General features: G+C 67.5%; 15 protein-coding genes, 2 pseudogenes and 1 riboswitch. Of the genes and pseudogenes, 3 read left to right on the top strand and 14 right to left on the bottom strand.

What is annotated here, in order from left to right; translation table 11 throughout:
* Positions 1-87: 87 nt before the first annotated feature.
* The gene (locus tag ACV959_RS13075; protein ID WP_475737022.1) at positions 88-1437 is read right to left on the bottom strand and encodes a tyrosine-type recombinase/integrase; all 1350 of its coding nucleotides are present in this window, start codon (positions 1435-1437) and stop codon (positions 88-90) included.
* Positions 1438-1859: 422 nt separating this feature from the next.
* Between ACV959_RS13075 and ACV959_RS13070 the strand changes: the two genes are divergently transcribed.
* Positions 1860-2567 (top strand): L,D-transpeptidase, encoded by a 708-nt coding sequence (locus tag ACV959_RS13070; protein ID WP_475737021.1) that lies wholly within the window; start codon positions 1860-1862, stop codon positions 2565-2567.
* A 1211-nt stretch (positions 2568-3778) separates the two neighbouring features.
* On the opposite strand, the pseudogene ACV959_RS13065 reads toward ACV959_RS13070, so the two are convergent.
* Positions 3779-6403: pseudogene (locus ACV959_RS13065) on the bottom strand (cation-translocating P-type ATPase); the annotation flags it as partial.
* 380 nt (positions 6404-6783) lie between these two features.
* Between ACV959_RS13065 and ACV959_RS13060 the strand changes: the two are divergent.
* Both ACV959_RS13060 and ACV959_RS13055 read left to right on the top strand, forming a co-directional pair.
* Positions 6784-7916 (top strand): IS3 family transposase gene (locus ACV959_RS13060; RefSeq protein ID WP_475737020.1). Its coding sequence is split into 2 segments (ribosomal slippage): positions 6784-7039 and positions 7039-7916, totalling 1134 coding nucleotides; the frame shifts between segments, so codons are not numbered across the junction.
* A gap of 587 nt (positions 7917-8503) precedes the next feature.
* Positions 8504-9566, top strand: a pseudogene (locus ACV959_RS13055) (IS630 family transposase).
* Between the two features lie 16 nt (positions 9567-9582).
* Here ACV959_RS13055 and ACV959_RS13050 read toward each other — a convergent pair.
* Genes ACV959_RS13050 through ACV959_RS12995 form a run of 12 tightly spaced genes read right to left on the bottom strand, consistent with a single transcriptional unit; the run spans position 9583 to position 21863 of the window.
* On the bottom strand, positions 9583-10884 hold the full coding sequence (locus tag ACV959_RS13050; protein WP_475737019.1) for a cobyrinate a,c-diamide synthase: 1302 nt from the start codon (positions 10882-10884) through the stop codon (positions 9583-9585).
* Complete coding sequence (gene cobM / locus ACV959_RS13045; RefSeq protein ID WP_475737018.1) at positions 10881-11645, bottom strand: precorrin-4 C(11)-methyltransferase; 765 nt, start codon at positions 11643-11645, stop codon at positions 10881-10883. The genes ACV959_RS13050 and cobM overlap by 4 nt, the downstream gene beginning before the upstream one ends.
* A complete protein-coding gene (locus ACV959_RS13040) occupies positions 11642-12037 on the bottom strand; it encodes a cobalamin biosynthesis protein (protein ID WP_475737017.1) in 396 nt (131 codons plus the stop codon). Before ACV959_RS13040 ends, cobM begins: the two co-directional genes overlap by 4 nt.
* The gene (cbiE, locus tag ACV959_RS13035; protein ID WP_475737016.1) at positions 12034-13236 is read right to left on the bottom strand and encodes a precorrin-6y C5,15-methyltransferase (decarboxylating) subunit CbiE; all 1203 of its coding nucleotides are present in this window, start codon (positions 13234-13236) and stop codon (positions 12034-12036) included. The genes ACV959_RS13040 and cbiE overlap by 4 nt, the downstream gene beginning before the upstream one ends.
* A complete protein-coding gene (gene cobJ, locus ACV959_RS13030; RefSeq protein ID WP_475737015.1) occupies positions 13236-13988 on the bottom strand; it encodes a precorrin-3B C(17)-methyltransferase in 753 nt (250 codons plus the stop codon). Before cobJ ends, cbiE begins: the two co-directional genes overlap by 1 nt.
* Positions 13985-14749 (bottom strand): precorrin-2 C(20)-methyltransferase, encoded by a 765-nt coding sequence (locus tag ACV959_RS13025; RefSeq protein WP_475737014.1) that lies wholly within the window; start codon positions 14747-14749, stop codon positions 13985-13987. The genes cobJ and ACV959_RS13025 overlap by 4 nt, the downstream gene beginning before the upstream one ends.
* A complete protein-coding gene (locus ACV959_RS13020) occupies positions 14746-15378 on the bottom strand; it encodes a precorrin-8X methylmutase (protein ID WP_475737013.1) in 633 nt (210 codons plus the stop codon). Before ACV959_RS13020 ends, ACV959_RS13025 begins: the two co-directional genes overlap by 4 nt.
* A complete protein-coding gene (gene cobG, locus ACV959_RS13015; RefSeq protein ID WP_475737012.1) occupies positions 15363-16679 on the bottom strand; it encodes a precorrin-3B synthase in 1317 nt (438 codons plus the stop codon). The genes ACV959_RS13020 and cobG overlap by 16 nt, the downstream gene beginning before the upstream one ends.
* Positions 16663-19956 carry a cobaltochelatase subunit CobN gene (cobN, locus tag ACV959_RS13010; protein ID WP_475737011.1) on the bottom strand — a complete coding sequence of 1098 codons (3294 nt, stop codon included), beginning with the start codon at positions 19954-19956 and terminating at the stop codon, positions 16663-16665. The genes cobG and cobN overlap by 17 nt, the downstream gene beginning before the upstream one ends.
* 6 nt (positions 19957-19962) lie before the next feature.
* Positions 19963-20997 carry a cobalamin biosynthesis protein CobW gene (gene cobW, locus ACV959_RS13005; RefSeq protein WP_475737010.1) on the bottom strand — a complete coding sequence of 345 codons (1035 nt, stop codon included), beginning with the start codon at positions 20995-20997 and terminating at the stop codon, positions 19963-19965.
* Positions 20994-21662: a CbtA family protein gene (locus ACV959_RS13000; protein ID WP_475737009.1), complete on the bottom strand. Its 669-nt coding sequence runs from the start codon at positions 21660-21662 to the stop codon at positions 20994-20996. The genes cobW and ACV959_RS13000 overlap by 4 nt, the downstream gene beginning before the upstream one ends.
* A gap of 18 nt (positions 21663-21680) precedes the next feature.
* On the bottom strand, positions 21681-21863 hold the full coding sequence (locus tag ACV959_RS12995) for a CbtB domain-containing protein (RefSeq protein ID WP_475737008.1): 183 nt from the start codon (positions 21861-21863) through the stop codon (positions 21681-21683).
* Between the two features lie 33 nt (positions 21864-21896).
* Positions 21897-22089, bottom strand: a riboswitch (cobalamin riboswitch).
* Between the last annotated feature and the right edge of the window lie 10 nt (positions 22090-22099).

Raw genomic sequence — 22099 nt, 5'->3', positions numbered from 1 at the left:
CCAGCCCATCAGTGCATAATGTTGATGGTCGTCAGGTATGATCTGCAGAGGACGTGACTTGGAAGCGCTTTGTCCCCGGTGCTTAGTCTATGCAGCCATATCGTCTTCCGTGCGCGGTCGCTCGTCAGCGGCTTTTTCTAGGAACCGGTGCAGAGCAACCTTCCTGGAAGCCCGATCGAGCGAGTAGGCAGTCTGCTTGAACTCCTTGCCGTCCAGAAGGCCCTGGATGTAGCCGGCAATCGCGTCCGCGGCCATGATCAGGGCTGTGTCGAGCGGATGGATGTATTTGCTTGTAACCGTGCCTTTCGAATGGCCAACCAGCGCCGCGATCGTCACCTCGGTGAAGCCGAGATCGTTGGCGATGCTGGCGAAGCTGTGTCGCAGGGCGTGCGGAGTCACATCCGCGAGCGGCGATTTCCGAAAAATCTGCTTCCAATGGTTCGGGAAGCTGCCGAAGGCGTTGTCGTCGCCGGAGCCGGGAAAAACATAGGTTTCTGCGTGGTTTTTCCTGTGCGCTTCGAGGGCCTCAATCACAGGGAGCCCGATGGGACGTATCGAGTCCCCCTCCTTGCTGTCAGTAAGCCGCAAACAGCTTCCATCGATATGGGCTTCACTCCACTTGAGACCGATGATCTCGCTTCGGCGGCAGCCGGTCAGGGCGATCAGACGAATGATCTCGACCGCGATTACATATTTGTCGTTCCGGGACGCGTTCCGAAGCATTTCTCCAAGGATGCGATATTCGGCTTCCGTGAGGCGGCGAGTTCGCGCATTGTCCTTCGGCTTTCGAACGCCATGGGCTGGATTGCGCTCGATGATCCCGGCTTCGACAGCATAGGTGAGAATGCCGCCCAGCAGCCCGACGGTGCGTGTCGCAGTGCCGGGGCCGCCCCGCACGATCGCCTTGCCCCGTAATTTCTTCGTCTTGACGGAAGCGCGCGTCAGTCCCGCCATGATGTCCTTTAGAACCTTGTTGATGTCGGCCTTTGTGAGGTCCTTGACGCGCCGGGCGCCGATGAGCGGGATGATGTGTCGGTGAATACGGCCAGTGTCGGTGCTGATCGTAGTCGGCTTCTTCGGGCGGCCGCCTTTGCCGAGGATCAATCCGGCTTCCAGATCGCGCAGATACAACGCGCAAAGCTCCTTGACCGTGATCGCCTTGTGATCGAGCTGCCGCTCTTCCGCAGGGTTGCCGCCTTTGGCGATGTGGCCGAGTTGAATCTTGGCTTCCTGGCGGGCCGTTTCCGGTGTCCATACCCCGTGCAGGCCGATAGTGTAGCGACGCGTTCGGCCACCGGCACGATACTGGAGAAGGTAACTACGCTTGCCCGAAGTGAACACGCGCAGGCCGAAACCTGGAAGCTCGTCGTCCCAGAGGAAATAATCCCTGTCGCGGCTAACCGCGGCGTCGACGATTCTCTTGGTTAGCTTGGCCATAAAGCGCTTCCGGAATGGTTCATGCCCTGTTTTCGCGGAAGCACCACGGAAGCGGGCGGAAGGAAAATCTCGGTTGGTGCAGCGTGCTCTCGGCGATCGTATAATTCAAGAAAAACTAACATTCGTAGTATGTTAGAGGAGTTTTTCGTATCGCCGGATACCGCAGCGAGGGCCAGGTTAAATAACTCCGAAGGCAAAGGTCGCACGTTCGAATCGTGCCGGGCGCGCCAAGCGTCTAAGAGAGTCGTCGCTTGCAGGTCAGCTGGCTCCCAAAGGGCGCGCGCATCGTCGACCTCGACGCCAAAAAAGCAAACGTTCACATTCTCGAAAGCATGCTGCGGCTATCTCGGCTCAGCAGGGACTTTCAGCAGGTTTGCGCCGGTTGATCGTCTCGCCGGCAACAGAACATGGGAAACGGTAAAATGATGATGGACGGTGGGATGGCCGATGCCGGCGAAAGAAGCGAGGAGGATCTGCCCGGGCTTCGGCCGGGACGACTCAGCCGCCGGTCGTTTCTGGCGGGGTCCGCCGCCGGGCTCGGCGCGGCGGGGCTCGCCGGCTGCGTGTCGTCCGACGACATGAGCCGCGCCGAGGCGGCGAAATTTTACGCGGCGGCGCCCTACGAGAAATTCCCGATCCCGGCGGTCGATCTCAGCAAGATTGATCCGAAATATTATCGCCGGATCGTCCGCTACGACACCAAAGAGGCGCCCGGCACGATTATCGTCGATCCCGGCAATTACTATGTTTACCGCATCGAAGGCGACGGATACGCCACGCGCTACGGCGCCAATGTCGCCCGCCCCGGGTTCCGGTGGAGCGGCGAGGTTTATGTCGGGCGCAAGGCCGAGTGGCCCACCTGGACGCCGCCCAAGGAGATGATCGCGCGCCAGCCGGAGGCGCGCAAATACGCCGGCGGCATGCCGGGAGGGCTCGACAATCCGCTCGGCGCTCGCGTGCTCTATCTCTACAAGAACGGCGTTTACACGGTCTACACGATCTACAGCACGAGCGACCCCGAGACGATCGGGACCGCCATTACGAGCGGCTGTACCGGCCTCCTCAGTCAGGACATGATCGACCTTTATTCGCGAACGCCGGTCAAGACAAAGGTGGTCATGCTGGCATAGCCGGCAGCGTTCGACGCGGCTGTTCGCGACATTGGCGGCGGACGCGAGACGCGCGGCGCCCGCCACGTGTTTCGTCGCATCTGTCAAGGCGTCTTTGGCGCGCGCTTTTCGCCGTCGATGACGACGCGATCCCCCGGCTTGAGCGCGCCGCTCCTGATTTCTACGAAGGCGCCGTCGTCGAGACCGGGATTTACGACGATGGGAACCGCATTCCCCTCACGCCACGCCCATACGCGCGCCGACCCCGCGGGCGGCGGCGGAAGCGCCGCGCCGCCCGCAGGAACGTAACGCAGAGCGCGGCTCGGGACGCGCAGAACATCCTCCCGCCGGTCGATTTCGATAAGCAGCGACGCCGTCGCGCCGGGCCGAGGGACGGACGACGACGGCGCTTCGATGATGATCCTCGGGCCGCGCTCGGTCTGCATCGTCTCACGCACCTTACCCTCGACCGGTTGCGACGCATCGGCCGGGAAGGTCGCCGTCACGCGGGCGCCAGGCCGCGCCCGCGCGGCTGCGGCCGTATCCGGCGCGACCGCCTCAATGCGCAAGCTCTCCTCTGCGGGCGCGACTTGAAACAGTCGTTCGCCCGCATTGACGCGGCGGGCCGCCAAGCGGCTCTCGCTAATTCTGCCGGCGATGGGCGCGATCACGGGCGCGCCGCTCTCCTCGGCCTGGCGTAGCGCGGCTTCGCGCCGCCGCGTCGTGGTTTCCGCTTGCGCCAGGCGGGTCTTCGCCCGCGCCGCCTCGTCGCGCGCTCTCGCCGTTACGGCGCGGGAAGCCCGCTGGCTCACGGCTTTGTCATAGGCCGACGTCGCGCGTTCGAACGCGGCGGCGCTGCCGCGTTGCGCCGCCTGCGCGGCGGCAAGGGCCCGGCGCGCGCGCTCGACCTCCGGCTGACGGTCGGGCGGAATGACCCGGGCGCAGACGCGCCCCGCTTCGACCTGATCGCCATCGCCGCACGCAACAGCGGCGAGAGTCCCCGCGACGGGCGCGGTCGCCAGGGCCGGCGGCGCGGGAACCACTACGCCCGCGACATCCGCAATGAGGACGACATCGCCGCGCTCGACGGTCGCGAGTTCGGGAGCCGCCGTGCGCGACGCCCGCCAATAAACCGCCGTCGCCGCGACCATCGCCACGGCAAGCGCGCCGCTCGCCGCGAGAGTGGCATAGCGGCGAATGCGGGACGGCGCAGCGATTGGCGCCTCGGGCTCGGGCCGCGTCTTCAGGCGCTTGTGGCGCGCGGTCCACCATTTTTCGAACTCCATCACGACGAGCAGCGAGGCGCCCGCAGCGAGCAAGGCGCCCCATTCCTCGATCGTCGGCGGCCAGATGCGCAGCGTATCGGCGAGGCCGGGAACATGCGACGCCGCGAGATGGATCGCCTGCGCGCCGATGACGCTCGCGAGGAGCAGCGGGCTCGAGAAGAGGCCCCGGTAAAAGAGAGAATGATGCTCCGAGCGCGCATTCAGCGCCTGGAAATTTTCGAAGATGACGAAGAGCAGGAGGAGCAGGTTGCGTGCGTGGCCGACGTCGTAGCCCCGCGCGATGAGCCAGTAGAAAAGGCCGAAGCCGACCCCCGCCATGACGAGCGCCGAGTAGACGTTGCGCACGATCATCACGCGGTCGAAAATCGGCTCCTCCGGCTTTCGCGGCGGATAGGTCAGCTCGTCGCCCTCCGGTTTTTCGGCGGCGAGCGCGACATGCTGGACGCCATTTGTGACGAGGTTGAGCCACAGCAATTGCACGGGCAGAAGCGGCATGGGCAGGCCGGCGGGGATCGCGAGCAGAAACAGCAGCAGTTCTGCCGCGCCGGTCGAAACCAGAAGGAAAATGACCTTGCGGATGTTGGCGTAGGCGACGCGGCCCTCCATGACGCCGCGCACGATCGACGCGAAATTGTCGTCGGCGATGATGATGTCGGCGCTTTCCTTCGCGACGTCCGTGCCTTGCTTGCCCATGGCGACGCCGACATGCGCATGCTTGAGCGCCGGCGCGTCATTGACCCCGTCGCCGGTGACGGCGACGAAGTGTCCGTTGCGCGCCAATGACAGCACGATTGCAAGCTTCTGGATCGGCTCGACGCGGGCGTAGATGCGGGCGCTTTTCGTCAGGGCGTCGAGCGACGCCTCTCCCGCTTCCTCGGCGCGCCGCACCTCGTCGCCTGTCACGATCTGATCTGGCGTAAAGGCCATGCCTGCTTCTTTGGCGATGGCCGCGGCGGTGCCAGGCGCGTCGCCCGTCACCATCGCCACGACAATGCCGGCGCCGTGGCATGCGTCAATTGCGCCCCGCACTTCCGGCCGCAGCGGATCATGCATGCCGACGAGGCCGAGAAACACGAGATTTTCCAGATGCTGCGGACCATAGCCGTTGTCAGGCTCCGGCGCGATCTCGCCTTCGGCGAAAGCGAGAACGCGCAGCCCCCTCGCTGACAGGGCCTCTTTTTGGCGCCAGAGCGCCTCCCGGTCGATTGGGACCAGCGCGCCGCCAACGTCCATGCGGCCGGCCATGGCGATGAGCGTCTCGGGCGCGCCCTTTGCGAATACGCGCACAGCGTCTTTCTCCTCATGGAGATGGAAAGACGCCGCATATTTGAGATCTGGCTCGTAGGGGATGCGCTTCACCAGCGGATAGCGCGCCCTGACCTCATCATGCGCGACCCCGCTTCTGTGCGCGGCGACGAGCAGGGCGACGTCGACCGTGTCGCCCACGCCCCTGATCTCCTCCTTCTCGCGCCGGAGTTCCGCCTCGTTGGGGAGCGCCGCCGCGCGGAGCAGCGCCGCGAGCAGCAGATCGGCCTGCTCGTTCGGGGCCGCGCCGCGAAAGGAATAGGACTCGACGCCCTCGCCCGGCTGCAGCGCGAGAGCCGAGCCGTCCGGCAAGAGGATATCGGTGACGGTGAGTTCGTTGCGCGTGAGCGTGCCGGTTTTGTCGGTGGCGATGAGAGTGCAGGAGCCGAGCGACTCGACCGCCGCCATCTTGCGCACGATGACGTTCGCCTTGGCCATGCGGTGCATGCCGATCGCGAGCGCCACGGCGATCGCTACTGGAAGCCCCTCGGGAATGGCGGAGACGGCGAGGCCCACCGCCATCATGAAGAGATCGACGAGCCCCATCTGGCGGAAATAGCCGATAGCCATGAGGATGGCCACGGCGATGGCGACGAGAATGGCGATGAGTTTCGAGAACCGCTCCATGCGGATGATCAGCGGCGGCTGGGACGCGGACGGTTTGGCCAGTTCTCCGGCGATCTTGCCAACCTCCGTCGCAAGCCCTGTCGCCGTCGCCTCGCCGACGCCGCGCCCGCGCGTCACCAACGAGCCGGCGAAGGCCATGGCGTCGCGCGGCGCTTCCTTTGCTTCCGTCGCGCTTTTCCTCACGGGAAGCGATTCGCCTGTCAGCAGCGACTCATCGCAGCGCAAATCAACGGCTTCGATGAGCCGGAGATCAGCCGGCACGCGACGGCCGGCCTCAAGGAACACGATGTCGCCCGGCACGATGTCGCGTGCGTCGATTTCCAGCTGAACGCCATCGCGCAGCACGAGCGCATGCGGCTGATCCTGCTGGCGTAGCGCAGCCGCCGCCTGACCCGCGGAATATTCCTGGACGGCGCCGATGATCCCGTTGATAAACAGGACGAGACCAATGAAGGCGGCGTCTTTTGCGTCGCCAATCATCAATGAGACGCAGGCCGCGGCGACGAGGATATAAATCAGCGGACTCAGAAACTGTCTCAGGAAGACGGCCGCAAAGGACGGGGCTCGCGCTTCCGGTAACGTGTTCGGGCCAAATTTGGCGAGGCGCGCTTGAGCCTCGATCGTCGTCAATCCCTGCATGATGCTTGGACCTATATCCTCAATTCGCGATGCCTCTGTCGCCCGCTCTTTCTGCTTCGAGGGTGCGCGCGCTGGTCCAGAGACTGTATGATCGTCGCCCGCCGCGTGGCGCTATAATCCGCGCTACGCGATGGCGGCGCGCCCGCTGAGTCGCTCCAACTCCTTGGTCGCGCCTTTGGAGACGCCGCAGCCATCCTTGTGGGCCCCCTCAAGCATCGCGCCCTGCTTCGGACGGCGCGTCCGCCGTCAAATAGCGTCGCGGGCCGCCACCGGCAAACGCCCCGACAAGACGCGAGCCGGCCCCGCAAATTCGGACGGTGAGATAGGTGAATTTCCGCCTGACGTCGGCGAGGATTCTCGCGGCGACTCAGGAGCATCCGATGACGAAGCGAAGCCGCCGGACGCATTCTCCGGCGTTCAAGGCGAAAGTGGCCCTGGCCGCGATCAGGGGCGAGAAGACGCTGGCCGGGCTGGCGCAGCAGTTCGACGTCCATCCGAACCAGATCACGACCTGGAAGGGCCAGCTTCTGGAAGGCGCGGCGGGCGTGTTCGGGCAGGAGAAGGCGGAGCCCAAAGAGGCCGTCGTGGATTTGAAGGCGCTTCACGCCAAGATCGGCGAACTGACTTTGGAGAACGATTTTTTGTCCGGCGCGCTCGGCAAGGCTGGCCTGCCAAGCGCAAAAAGATGATCGACCACGGCCATGACCTCCCGATCGCGCGGCAGGCGAAGGCGCTCGGCCTCGCCCGCAGCACGGTCTACTACATGCCTCGGCCGGTCTTGGCCGAGAATCTGAAGCTGATGCGGCGCCTCGACGAACTGCATCTCGATTATCCCTTCGCGGGGGCGCGAATGCTGCGCGATCTGTTGCGGCGCGAGGGCGTCGTCGCCGGCCGCCGGCATGTGGCGACGCTGATGAGGCGGATGGGGATCGAGGCGATCTACCGGCGGCCGAATGCGAGCAAGCCGTCGCCGGGCCACAAGATCTATCCCTATCTCCTGCGCGGCGTGACGGTCGAGCGGCCGGATCACGTCTGGGCGATGGACATCAGCTACGTCCCGATGCGGCGCGGCTTCGTCTATCTCGTCGTGGTCGTCGACGTGGCGAGCCGGCGCGCGCTGGCGCATCGCGCGTCGATCACGATGGAGGCGGCGTTCTGCGTCGAGGCGCTGGAAGAGGCGTTGGCGATACACGGCAAGCCCGAGATTTTCAACACGGATCAGGGGAGCCAGTTCACCAGCCTCGACTTCACGCGCGTGCTGCTGGACGCGAAGGTCTCGATCAGCATGGACGGCAAGGGCGCCTGGCGCGACAACGTCTTCGTCGAGCGGCTGTGGCGCAGCGTCAAATACGAAGAAGTCTATCTACGCGCCTATGAGAGCGTCTCCGAGGCGCGCGCGTCGATCGCCCGTTATCTCGCCTTCTATAACGAGCGGCGCCCGCACTCGAGCCTTGACGGGCGCACGCCCGACGAGGCCTACTTCGGCATAAAGGAAACGGCGATGGCCGCATGACCGTCGCTTTCGATTTTGCCGCCGCTCTGGTCGGGCCTACGGCCCTCCCGACGCCGCGACAAAATCGAACCGCCCCGCGTTCGGCAACACCCGACAGAGATCCAATTAAAATCCGCGGGGAGCTGTCCAAACAACCGGAGCCAGCTCTCAACTCGTCCTTGCTCAGCCGCTGCAAATCAGTGCGATCCATGAGCACATGGATTCAGAGATCCGAGTCCGTGGCAACGGGGACGGAGAAACCCGGACCCGCACCCCCCAAAGGTCCGATGAAAATGGGGGTGGGTAATTACGCGTCTGATCTCTTTCATGACGCTCTTCCGCACTCTGCGACAATCTGTCCAAATCAGGGTCGGCAAGGCGTTCCAGAAGAGGCTTGACACTTGTGCAATGCAGCAATATAAAGGTGCATCGCAGCGAGAGTTGTCTCGCTCCGTAGCCCTCCTTGGGCGTTTCCTCCCTTGACTTGGGCCGCTGGTCTTCCGGCGGCCCCTTTTTTGTCTCATATCAACCCGCGCGGGGTGTGACTCACGTGGGATTCCCGAATCGGCGAATGTCTGATTTGTATTGGCGCACCGGGGAGGTTCGTCATGGCGGCGGCGGTGCGATTGCGGGATGATTTCGATGGGGAGCGGCTTCGGGCTTTGGCCCGCGGCTCCAGGGACGGGCCGCAGGCGCGCCGGCTTCTGGCCCTCGCGGCGATTTACGACGGCGCGCCGCGCGGCGAAGCCGCCGGGATCGGCGACGTGACGCTCCAGATCTGCACGATTGGGCGCTGCGCTTCAATGCCCATGGGCCTGACGGGCTTCTCGACCGCAAGGCGCCGGGCCCTGCGTCCGTGATGCGAGACCGGCGTCGCGCAGCGCTGGCGCGCGTCGTCGAAGATGGCCCGATCCCGGCGATACGTGGGGTCGTGCGCTGGCGGATCGTCGATCTTTGCCAATGGCTGTTCGAGGAATTCCGTGTGGCCGTTTCCGAAACGACCATGAGCCGGGAGCTGGGCAAAATGGGCTATCGCAAGCTGTCGGCGCGCCCGCGCCATCATGCCCAACGCGAGGGCGCGATCGAGGAATTCAAAAAAACTTCCCCGCACGTCTGAAAGAAATCGCAAGCGAGAAGGGCGTCGGCGCCAACGCGATAGAAATCTGGTTCGCCGACGAAGCCCGCGTCGGCCAAAAGAACAAGCTCACGCGACGCTGGGCCAAGCGCGGCTCGCGCCCTTCTGCGCCCAAGCATCAGCGCGCCGCCTCGACCTATATTTTCGGCGCGATCTCGCCCAAAGACGGCAAGGGCGCAGCGCTGGTTTTGCCCAGATGCGACACATGGGCGATGAGCCTGCATCTCGCCGAAATCTCCAGAAAAATCGCACCTGGCGCGCACGCCGTGCTGATGCTCGATCAGGCCGGATGGCATATGATCGACGAGCTCGATGTCCCGGAAAACATCACGCTCCTGCCGCCGCCGGCGAAATGCCCGGAGTTGAACCCGCAGGAGAACGTCTGGCGGTTCATGCGAGACAACCGGCTGTCGAACCGAGTCTTCGCATCCTACGACGACATCGTCGACCACCGCTGCGACGCCTGGAACAAGCTCGTCAAACAACCCTGGCGCATCATGCCCATCGGCCCGCGCCATTGGACGCATGGGTTCTGATCCGTGCGGGGTGGCATCAGCCGATCAGGTGAAAAAAGGAGCCGGAGACGGTTCCCTCGCAGAGGCCGGCAGGGGCGCCGGCGTCCGTATAGGCGTCGCGCGCCGTCACGAAGGGGGCCCCTGCCTCCGACAGGACTGTAGCGTAGTGAAATTCGTGGCCCCTGAAGGCTTGCCCCTTTGAACCGAGAAAATGATCGCGGCTCAATGTCGCCAGCCGATATCCGAGATGAAGCTTGCGCGCGGCAAAACTGGTCTCGAGAGGGAGCAGACCGGCCATTCGGTGTGTAACGCCGCTCGCATCGGTCAGCAGCCGACCTAGGACCATGTAGCCCCCGCACTCCCCGTGAACTGGCTTGTCCCGCGCGAAATGCCGGAGCCCGGCGAGAAAAGTTTGGTTCTGCGCAAGGCGCGCGGCGTGCAACTCGGGATAGCCGCCGGGCAGCCAGCACAGATCGCAATCGTCGGGCGGCGCTTCGTCGGCGAGGGGAGAAAAGAAGCGTAGTTCGGCTCCCGCCGCGCGCCATTGCCGGGTCAGATGCGGATAAAGGAAAGAAAATGCGTCGTCGCGCGCGACCGCGATTCGCTGCGCGGGCGCCGTGAGGGCGCAGGAGCCCGCCCGCTTTTGCGGCCCGACGGAAGCGGCGGCGGCGATCGCGCGGACGTCGGCGTGTTTCTCGATGAAGTCCGCGAGCGCGTCCAGCCGCGCGTCGAGTTCTGTCGTTTCGCCTGCTTGAACCAGTCCGAGATGCCGCTCGGGAAGGACGATCTTTTCGTCGCGCGGCAGGGCGCCGAATATCTTCATGCCCGTCCGGTCGACGCTTTCCGCGACCAGCCGCCGGTGGCGTTCGCTGCCGATCCGGTTGAGCACGACGCCTGCGACTTTCAATCGCTCATCGTGGCTCGCGAGTCCGCGAAGCGCGGCTGCGGCTGTCTGCGCCTGACCCGAGACGTCATGGAGAAGGAGAACGGGCCATCCAAGGAGCGCGGCGATATCCGCGCTCGCGCCGACGCCCGCCGCTCCGCCGGGGGCGCCGTCGAAAAGTCCCATCGCGCCTTCCGCGACGACAATGTCGACGCCCTCGCCGACCTGCGACGCCAGCTCGGCGATGAGCGTTTGGTCCATCGCCCAGGAGTCTAGATTGAGGCTGTCGCGGCCGGTCGCCGCCGCGTGAAAAGCGGGGTCGATGTAATCGGGACCGCATTTGACGGCGCCGACGCGCAAGCCGCGGCGTTTCAGCGCCCGCATCAGCCCGAGGGCGAGGGTCGTTTTGCCGGACCCGGAGCGTGCGGCGGCGATCAGCAGCCCCGGCGCGGTCATACGCCGCCCCGCGGCCGGAATCGGCGGTCGTAGCCGGCGTCGTAGAGCGCGCTCTCGCGGAAGTCGTCCGCCGCCAGCGCCGGGCCGACGAGAATTAGCGCCGTGCGCTCCATCGGCGCCTCGGCCGCGCGGGCTTCGATATCAGCGAGCGTTCCTCTTACGACCCGCTCGTCCGGCCAGGAGGCGCGATAGACGACGGCGGCCGGACAATCCGCGCCGTAGAAGGGAAGGAGATCCTCGACGACGCGCGCGAGCGCGTGAATGGAGAGGTGGATCGCGAGGGTCGCGCCCGATTGGGCGAAGGTCGACAGCTTTTCGCGCTCGGGCATGGCGGAGGCGCGGCCGGAAGTGCGCGTGAGCACCAGCGACTGCGCCACTTCAGGCAGGGTCAGCTCCCGCCGCAAGGCGCTGGCGGCCGCGGCGAAGGCGGGAACGCCCGGCGTCATCGTGTAGGGGATGGCGAGCGCATCGAGACGGCGCGTTTGCTCGCCGACGGCGCTCCAGATGGAGAGGTCGCCCGAATGCAGGCGCGCCACGTCCTGACCGGCGTCATGGGCGGCTTTCATTTCAGCGAGGATCTCGTCGAGCGACAGGGGCGCGGTGTCGACGATGCGCGCGTCTTTCGGGCAATGGGCGAGCACGCCGGCGGGGACGAGCGAGCCCGCATAGAGGCAGACGGGACAGCGCGCGATGAGATCGCGTCCGCGCAGGGTAAGAAGATCGGCGGCGCCAGGGCCGGCGCCAATGAAATGTACGGTCACTGCTGGTCCTCGGCGCTGACGGCGAGCGCGCAGGCGGCGTAAGGCGTCGCGAGGCGCGGCGCCAACAGGCGGCTTCCCGGCCCGGCGCCGACAAGCGCCGCCGTTTCCGCCACGCTCCCGACGCCAAGCATCGCTTGCACGCGCGGCGAATGGGTGGGCGCGGCGCCGCCCCGCGCGCGCAGAGCCTCCAGGGGTAGAAAGACGAGGCCCACGCCGAGGGTCTTTGCAGCTTCGCGCAGGCCCGCCTCGTCGCTTTTGCTCTCGATCGTGCAGAGCGTCACGCGCGCGAGCGGCGCGCCATGCCGGGCGGCGGCCTCGCGCACGAGATCGACGATCGCCTGCGCGGCGACGCCCTTCCGCGCGCCAACGCCAGCCGCGTAGCGCGCGCTCATGGTTTCACCGCCCGCCATTGCAGCACCGCCATGCCGGGGTCGAGCGCGTGGAAGCGCCCCACCGGCCGCGCGCGCGAAACCTGCACATGCGCAAGATCGCCGCCTTTCGTTTCAAATGTCCGGGCGAGCAGCGTCTGCGTTTCGAGCGTCACCGCGTTGACGACGATGCGGCCGTTCGTGGGCAGGGCGCGCCAGGCCGCGTCCAGCGTCTCCCCGGTCGCGCCGCCGCCGACGAAGATCGCGTGGGGCGCGGACAGGCCGTCGAGCGCCGACGGCGCGGCGCCCGTGACGATGTCGAGATCAGGAACGCCGAGCGCAAGCGCGTTGCGCGCGATCCGGGCGGCGCGCGCCGCATCGCGCTCAATGGCGATCGCGCGATTGGCGGGATGCGCGAGCATCCATTCGATCGAGATCGAGCCCGAACCCGCGCCGATGTCCCAGAGCGTCTCCCCTCTTCGCGGCGCGAGCGCGGAGAGCGTGATCGCGCGGATTTCGCGCTTGGTGAGTTGTCCGTCGTTCTCGAACCAGTCGTCGGGAAGACCGGGCGCGAGCGAAACGACGCGCGCGCCGGGCTCGGCGGCGACGTCGATCGCGACTGTATTGAGCGCGGCGGTATCCGTCAGGGCGAAGGCGTCGGCGCGCGTCTCGCGAATGCGCTCATGCGGCCCGCCGAGTCGCTCAAGCACGACGAGACGCGAGCCGCCCATGCCGCGCGCCGCAAGGTGTCGCGCGATGCGCGACGGGGTGGTTTCGTCCCACGACAAAGCGATGATGCGCGCGCGGGGTTGCAGAAACGGCGTTATGCGCTCGAAGGCGCGACCGTGCAGCGAGAGCAGCGCGCAGTCCTGCTGGCTCCAGCCGAGCCGCGCCGCCGCAAGCGAGAAGGCCGACGGCGCAGGGATGCAGAAAATCTCGTCTCGGGCGACATGCCGCGAGAGGAGGTCGCCGACGCCGTAAAAGAACGGATCGCCGGAAGCGAGAACGACCGTCGGCTTGCCGCGTTGCGCGAGGAGTCGCGGCAGCGCGTCCGTCAACGGCGAAGGCCATTGCAGGCGTTCGGCCGCCGTTTCGCCGACGAGCGCGAGATGACGCGCGCCGCCGGCGATCAGCGTCGCCTGCGCGATCAGCGCGCGCGCGGCGGGCGGCAGCGCCTCGACGCCGCCTTCCCCGACGCCGACGATGGAGAGCCATTTTTCCATCACGGCGCCTTCCGCGACGTGTAGATCCAGTCGCGCGCGGTCTCGCGCGCAATGCGGCGCGTGCCGCTCGCGCCGATCACGACCAGCGTCGACATGTCGACCTGCGACGGATCGGCCGCATCAAGGCGCGAGAGAATGATTTCCTCGCTCTCCCGCCCCACGGACTTCGCGAGGCTTACGAGCGTGTCGCCGGGAAGAAACCGCCGCAGCAACGCGAAGGCGTCGGCGATGCGCGTCGGCCGCGCGCGCGAGGCGGGATTGTAGAGTGCGATGACGAAATCGCCTCGCGCCGCATGTTCGAGCCGCTTCTCGATCACGTCCCAGGGCTTGAGATTATCAGAGAGCGAAATGGCGCAGAAATCGTGGCCGAGCGGGGCCCCGAGACGTGCGGCGGCCGCCTGCATGGCGGAGACGCCGGGAATGACGCGAATGTCTAGGCCGCGCCATTCCGCCGGGCCGTGTTCGACGGCCTCGAACACCGCCGCCGCCATGGCGAAAACGCCCGGATCGCCGCCGGAGACCACGGCGACCAGACGTCCCTGCGACGCGCGCGCCAGCGCCTCGCGCGCGCGGTCGATTTCAACGCGATTGTCGCTCGCGAGCCGCGTCTGGCCTTCGCGCAGGGGCACGCGCGCGACGTAAGGCGCGTAGCCGATCACGTCCTGCGCCCGCTCCAGCGCCTCGCGCGCCTCGAGCGTCAGCCAGCGTTCGTCCGCGGGCCCGAGGCCGACGATGTAGAGGATCCCGCTCACGGACGGCGGCCCCGTCCCGGCACCAGCGCCATGGAGAAATAGGGCGCGGCGTCGTCCCGTTTTTCGGCGAAGGCCATGATCTTCTCGCCGGCCATCGTGCCGCGTTCGACATAGATTGCGCGCCCGATGACGCCTGCGCGCTCCATGGCGCGGCGCAGCTTGGCGAAATTGCCGCCGAGTTTCATCACGACGGCGGCGTCCGTCGTCTTCAGGCGTTCAGTCAATGTCTCTTCGTCGAGCGTCGCGGGCAAGACGGTCAGCACGTCGTCCCCCCATGTCATGGGCTGGCGCGCGGCGGCGAAACAGCCGGACATGCCGGAGACGCCCGCGCAGATTTCGACGCGAAAGCGTCCGTCGAGCCGTGTGAACATATGCATGAAGGAGCCGTAGAGCAGGGGATCGCCTTCGCACAGAAGCGCGACGTTGCGGCCTTGTTCCAGCGCAGCGGCGATGCGGCGCGCGCTTTCCGCGTAGAAGCCCCCGAGCGCGGCGATGTAATCGGGGTCGTCGAAGGGAATCTCGGTCGTTACCGGATAGAGCAGCGGCATTTCCTCGCAGCCTGGCGAAAAATAGCGCGCCGCGATCGTGCGGGCGTTGCTCGGGCGTCCGGGCTTGCCGAAATAGGCGACGGTCTTCGCCTCGCCGATGAGACGCGCCGCCTTCACGGTCACGAGTTCGGGATCGCCCGGCCCTAGGCCGACGCCGATCAGCGCGCCGACGCGCGCCGCAGTTTCGCGGGAAGTCGCGGGAAGCGCGTTCATTCCTTGTCGCTCGCGAGCGCGTTGACGGCCGCCGCGGCCATGGCGCTGCCGCCCTTCCGGCCCCGCACGATGGCGAAGGGCGCGCGTCCGTCCGCAGCAAGGGCCTCCTTCGACTCGGCCGCGCCGACGAAGCCGACGGGCATGCCGATGACGGCGGCCGGGCGCGCCGCGCCCTCGTTCAGCATCTCGAGCAGGCGGAACAGCGAGGTCGGGGCATTGCCGATCACGACGAGGGCGCCGTCAAGCCGGTTGCGCCACAGCTCCATCGCCGCCGCGCTGCGCGTATTGCCGAGTTCCGCCGCGAGCGCCGCCACATTGGGCTCGGCGAGCGTGCAGACGACGGCGTTGTTCGCGGGCAACCGCGCGCGCGTCACGCCATGGGCCACCATATTGGCGTCGCAGAGAATCGGCGCGCCCTTGCGCAGCGCCGCCTTGGCCTCGGCGACGAAGGTCGGCGAAAATACGATGTCGTCCGCAAGCTCCACCATGCCGCAGGCGTGGATCATGCGCACGGCTACTTTCTCCTCCTCCGGCGAAAAGCGCGAGAGATTGGCCTCGGCGCGAATGATCGCAAAGGAACGCTCGTAGATCGCCGCGCCGTCGCGGACGTAGTTCAAGGCGTCGGACATTTCTTTTCCTCTGCGCGCATCGCCAGCGCGCGTTCGACGGCGTCGAGGTCGAGCCCTTTCAGTTGCGGCGCGTCATGCGCGCGGCCGTGCTCGACGAGGTCGAAGCCCCCTTGATCGGCCACAAGCGTCACGGGCGCGGCGCCGGGGCGCGCGCACCCTTTTGCGCAGCCCGATATATGCAGGCCCACACCGTCTTTCCCGGCAAGTTTTTGCGCCAGCGGCGCGAGCCGCGCAAGATGCGCGCGCGTTTCGCCGCGCCCCTGCGGACATTCCGGCGCGCCGGGGCAGGCGGCGACGGCGAGGCGCGGATCGTCGTGCGAAACGACGAGATCGCCCGCACGCGCCGCATCGACTGCGCGCCGGGCGGCGCCGATCGTTTCCGTCGGGATGAGAAATGCGCGCCAGGGCGTGACGCGCAGCTCGCCGACGCCGCAGCTCTCCGCGAGCGCCGCGAGCCCCGAAAGCTCGGCCGCCCGCCAGCGGCCGAAGGGCGCCGCGAGCCCGGCGAAGACGGCGCCGTCCGTCTCCCGCGCCCCCAGAAAGCCGGGGCGCGCGCCGTCATGCGCCCGCTCATGCGATTGCGCGACGAGCCCCGCTTCGCCGAACAGCCGGTCGGCGCCGAAGATCGACACGAGCCGCCGCATGCGGCGCAGTTCGAAAACGCCGTCCCGCAAGACGATGAAAGCGCGCGCGAGCTGCGCCGCCGAGGCGACGGCGTCCCGCCGCCCGCAGATGGCCGCGCGTCCCTTCGCGCCCGCGATCATCACAGCGACGCAGCCGCCCGCCGAGGCTGAGATGAGAATGTCCGCTTCCACGTTCGCGAGCGGCAACGGGCCGCCGTCGTCTATGGCGAACAGAAACTTGGCGGGCAGGGCGCGTAGGGACGGATCTTCCTGCAACGCCGTCGCGAGTTCGCGCGCAAGCGCATTGGCGTCTAACGCGGCGTTCGCGGAAAGACCGGCGAGCGGCGAGGCGACGATGTTCGTCACGCGTTCGGCGTCGGCGTCCGGCGCCAGCATGTCGATCGTCGCGAGGCGGCGCAACGCTTCCGCGAGCGTCGTCTCGCTGACCCCTCGGATTTGCAGTTGCGCGCGCTGCGACAGATCGACGAGACCATTGCCGCAGGCGGCGGAGATTTTCGCGACCTCTGCGAGCTGCGACGCGGCGATCCTCGATCCCACCAGCTTCGCGCGGATCAGCAGGCCGTCGTTGCTTGCCATCGGGCGAAAGGCGCCGGGGCACCAGCCCTTCACTTCCGGGGCGCCCGGGCGCGCCTTTTCGACGTCAGGCGTCGGCGGCATGACGTTCTCCGAGGCGCGTCAAGACGTCCATTGCGCTGTTGCGCCGCGTGCGCCACAGACCGCGCGCGAGCGCTTCGTTGAAGACATGGGCGACCGCCTCGAGCGCGCGCGGATTTTCGCGCGCGAGAAAATCGCGCACCTTGTCGTCGCCGAGCGTGGCGGAAAAGGCGAGATCGAATTGCGCGTCGCTGACGAGGCCGCTCGTCGCGGCGAAGGCGTAGAGATTGTCAATCCCTTCGGCGATCTCGGCGCCGCCGCGATGGCCGTGGCGCATCTGGCCGTCGAGCCAGCGCGGATTGGCGAGACGCATGCGCAAGACGCGCGCGATCTCCTCCTGCAAGGGCCGCGCGCGCAGCCGCTCGGGGCGCGTCGCGTCGAGATGCAAGAGATCTGCGCCGCCGCCGAGCATCTTGTTGGCCGCAGCGAAGCCGCCTTCGAAATCGGCGAAAGCGGGGCCCGTCAGCACATCGACCTCCGCCATGTCCTGCACATGCACATGCGCGTCGGCGCGCGCGACCTGCGCGGAGAAAGCGTCGAGCGCCGGCGCGCTTTCGCCCGCGCGATCGAGCGCATGGCCGCCGGATTCGAGAAAGGCGCGCGCGAGATCGTCCTGCGTCGACCATTCGCCCCGCAAGATCCTGTCGCTGACGCCGAGCCCATAGCTTCCCTGCGCGGCGCCGAAGATGCGCGTGAGATCGGCCGCGTCTTTCAACGGATTGAATTCGGAGTCTTCCTCCAGCGCCGCGACGGCGCGCACGGCGTCGTCGAACAGCGCGATGAGGCCGGGGAACATGTCGCGGAACAGGCCCGAGACATGCAGCGTCACGTCGACGCGCGGAAAGTCGAGTTTCGCCTGCGGCAGGATTTCGAAGCCGATGACGCGCGCGCTGGCGTGATCCCAGCGCGGCGCGACGCCGAGCAGGGCGAGCGCCTGAGCGACATCCTCGCCGCCGGTGCGGATCGTCGCGCTGCCCCACAGGTCAAGCATGATATGCCGCGGATATTCGCCATGCGTCTGGGCGTGGCGCGTCATCACCTCCCGCGCGGCGCGGCGGCCGATGTCATAGGCTGTCTGCGTCGGCGCATGGCGCGGGTCGATGCAGAAGAGATTGCGGCCCGTGGGGATGACGTCGGCGCGTCCGCGCGACGGCGCGCCGGCGGGTCCGGGCTCCACGAAGCGTCCGGCGAGCGCGGCGATCAGCGCGCGGCGTTCGTTCGCCGCGCAGGCGCCGCGCGTCGCGTCCGCATCGGCGCGGCCGAACACATGCAGTCCGTCGCCGATGCGCATTTCCTTGAGATCGCACATCCAGGCGTCGAGACGCGCGAGCGTCTCCGCGATGTCGGCGTCGCGCGTGACGCCGCATTCCTGTGCGAGCCCGCTACGCTCCGCCTCGTCGAGAATCGCGCCCGCGACGAGACGCGCGCGGCGCGGGTCGAGCGAGGAGGCGTTGGAATATTCGTCGAGCAGCGTTTCTAGCCTCGCGGCGGCGTCGAAGAGTTCCGCGTCGACGAGCGGCGGGGTGAGATGGCCGATCGTCACGGCGGCGGTGCGGCGCTTGGCCTGCGCGGCCTCGCCGGGATCGTTGACGATGAACGGATAGACGAGGGGCGTCGGGCCGAGCACGGCTTCGGGCGCGCAATCGGGCGACAGCATCACGGATTTGCCGGGCAGCCATTCCAGCGTGCCATGTGCGCCGAGATGGATCAGCGCGTCGATCTTCCGCGCATGTCGCAGCCAGAGATAGAAGGCGACATAGGCGTGGCGCGGCGCCCGGCCGACATCATGATAGGTTTCGTAGCGCTCCGCGCGCGCGCCGCGATCGGGCTGCAGGGCGATCGCCAGATTGCCGCTGACGATGCAGGAGAAGCGGAAGGCGTCGCCCGCGACGGCGGGATCGGCGCTCGCCTCTCCCCATGTCTCGTTGACGCTCGCGATGAAGCTCGCGGGGAGCGCGGCGCGCCAGGCGCGGTAATCCTTGAGCGGAACGTCGATCGTCTGCGTCGCGTCTTCGAGCGCGCGCAGGAGGCGTGGTTCATGAAAGAGTTGGCTCCCGCCGACATTATAGCCCGCTTCACGCAGAGCTCCGGCGATTTCCGTCACGCTCGCTTGCGCGTCGAGACCGATCGCATATCCGCCGCGCCCGCGCCGCGCCGGATAGTCGGAAAGGATCAGCGCAAGGCGCTTTTCGGCGTTCGGCGTTCGGCGCAGGCGCGCCCAATTCGCGGCGAGATCCGCGACAAAGGCGATGCGCGAGCCTTCCGGCGCGTGACGCGGTTCGTCGAGTTCGGCGGGGCCGCGTTCGGCGATTTCCTTGAAGGAGATCGCGCGCGTGAAAATGCGGCCGTCGACTTCCGGCAGAACAACGTTCATTGCGAGATCCGCGCCGTTCGCGCCACGCGCGGAAGCGGCCCAGGCGTCGCGCGTCGACGTCGCGAGCGCGGCTTGCAGCACGGGCGCGCCGGCGCGGTCGAGGACCGCGCCGGTCTCGCGCCGCGCCGAGAAGGCGGTAGCGTTCAGGATGACGTCGGGCGCGAAGCCGTCGAGCGCCTCCGCGACGAAGGCTTCGCTTTCCGGCTCCTTCAGACTCGCGACATAAATCGCCTCGACGCGAAAGCCGCGGGCGTGAAGCGCATCCGCGAGCGCGACGATCGGCGCCGCGTCGTCCGCAAGGTAGAGCGAGCGATAGAAGACGATCGTCGCGCGCGGCGCGTCGTCGGGCGCATGACGGCAAGCGCTTTCGAATCGTCCGGCGTTGGCGACTGGGATGCTCTCGCGCCATTCCGCCGGCCGGCCGGCGAGCGTCGCGGCGTAGCCGAGGAAGGCGCGCATATTCTCAGGCCCTCCGTCCTGAAAGAAACGCCAGATGCGCGCGAGCGCCTCGCCGCCCAGCGTCGAGGCCTGCGCAAGCCGCATGTCCTCGACCGTGTCGCCGGGCACGATGGCGAGCGCGATCTTGCGCGCGCGGGCGAGCGTTTCGAGCTGTTCGACGCCATAGGCCCAGTAATCCTTGCCGCCGAGCAGACGCACGACGATGAGCTTTGCGTGGCGCGCGACCGTGTCGAGATAGAGATCGACGGAGTAGGGGTGCTTCAACTGCGCGAGCGGCGCGCAGCGCAGGCCCGGAAGCGCGCCGGCCTCGCGCGCATGCAGTCGCGCGAGAAGGCGCAGCTCAGAGTCGGAAAAGGACAGAAAGACGATGTCGGCCGGCGTCTGGCCGAGGTCCGTCGCCGCGCCGGCGTCGTCGAGACTGTGGAGATCGCGCGGGAGGAGATGCATGGCGCGTCACGGCTGCGCCAGCGTGGCGGCGATCGCGGCGCGGTCCAGGCCTTTTTCGCCGATGACGACGAGGCGGCTCGCGCGCGCCTCGCCCGGTTTCCATGCGCGGTCGAAATGATGCTGGACGCGCGCGCCGACGCCCTGCACCAGAAGCCGCATCGGCTTGCCGGCGACCTCGACGAACCCCTTCACGCGCAGCACGTCATGCGCGCGGGCAACCTCGGCGATTTTCTCGACGAGCGCGGCCGGCTCGGCCACCGCGGGAATGGTCACGACGAAACTGTCGAAATCGTCGTGATCATGTTCGGGCTCGGCGTCGTGATGCGACGGACGGTTGTCGAGATCGTTCTCGGCCGCGGCGGCGAGGCCGAGCAGCACGAGCGGGTCGACGCGGCCCTCGCGCGCCCGCACGACCTTCGCGCTCGCGCGGGCGCCCTGCGACAGTTGCGCAGCGACGGCCGATTCTTCCTCCGGGTCGAGCAGATCCGTCTTGTTGAGAATGACGAGATCGGCGCAGGCGAGCTGGTCCTCGAAAACCTCCTCGAGCGGATTGTCGTGGTCGATCGTCTGGGTTTCGGCGCGCTCTCGCGCGATGGCGTCGAGATCGTCCGCGAAACGGCCCTCCGCGACCGCCTTGCCGTCGATGACGGCGATGACGCCGTCGACGGTGAGCCGCGAGCGAATTTCCGGCCAGTCGAAGGCCTTCACCAGCGGCTTCGGCAGCGCAAGGCCGGACGTCTCGATGATGATGTGATCGGGCCGTTTCTCATGCGCGAGCAACGCTTCGATCGCCGGCGCGAAATCGTCGGCGACGGTGCAGCAGAGGCAGCCATTCGCCAGTTCGACGATATTTTCCTCGGGGCAATTCTCCACGCCGCAGGCGCGCAGGATGTCGCCGTCCACGCCGACGTCGCCGAATTCATTGATCACCAGCGCGAGGCGGCGGTCGCGCGCATTCTCCAGCACGTGGCGGATCAGCGTGGTCTTGCCGGCGCCGAGGAAACCCGTGACGATGGTCGCAGGAATTTTCGCCGCGCTCATTTGGCCTCCGCGTCATGAGGGGACAGAAGCCGCCACGCGAGACCCGCGAGCGCGCCCGCGAGCGCCCAGCTTGCGGCCTGAACGGCGAGCGAGGCTGCGGCGAATCGCGCCGCGAGTTCGGCCGGGACCGTGCTTTCCGGCGCGGCGGGCGTCGGCCAGAAAAAATGCGGCGCGGCGATCAGCGCGACGCCGATGATTTTGGCGGGCGCCGCCTCCAGACGCAGCAGGGCGAAGAGGCCGGCGCCAGTCGCGGCGGCGGTCGCCAGCCACCAGATTTGGCGCCCGGCGAGATCGGTCTCCGCGGCGCCCGGCAGTTGCGGCGCGAGGCCGAGGCTCGTCGCGAGGCCTGTGGCGGCGAAGGCGCAGGCGCCCCACAGGGCGGCGCGGCGCGGGCCGATCGTCTCGCCGGAAAAGAGCATGGCCGCGAGCAGGATCAGCGCGTAGCCGGTGGCGACCGCGACGGTCGCGAGGCTCGTCGCCGCCGCGCGGCGGAAGCCTTCGAGGGCGGGCGCGGCCTGTTCGGCGGCGTCATGGGCGTGCTGGGCCGCCTCATAGACCTCGGCCGCGAGAATGAGGGGGGTCGTGGCAACGTGCTGCAGGCCCGCAACCGCGAGCCCCGCAACTACGCCGGCGAGGAGTCCGGCCGCCAAAAGACGCGCGATCACGGGTCGCGTGAAAGGCGGTCAGTGGCAGGGGAAGGAAAGCGCGTGGCGCGTATCGTGGGCCGCGTCGTGCACGCTCTCCGAGTTGGCGAAACCCGCGCCATAGACGAGGCCGAGGCCGAGAAAGAGAGCGACGAAAGCCGCCGTCAGCGTCTCGATCCTCGATGCCGAAACCGAGCAGCCGGCGGTAATGTTGGTCTTCATTGGGCGTCTCCCTGCCGCCCCACCGGCGGCGATCCATTTCGACAGGCGACGGCAGGTCTCCTGGCTCCCGGGCGCCTCATCCGCACCGCCTTCCCAGGCTTTCGCCCAGTGGCTGATGGCGCGGCCATTCCCGGTTACAGTTGCGGGGGCAGCCGCGGATTTGGGCGAGCCCGCACCGCGTTCCCTCTTCGCCTTCTTGCGAAGGACCGTCTTGTTCACTCATATGCGCGCGTCAT

Source organism: Methylocystis sp. Se48 (assembly GCF_056269425.1).
This window is presented reverse-complemented; position numbering and strand designations above follow the sequence as displayed.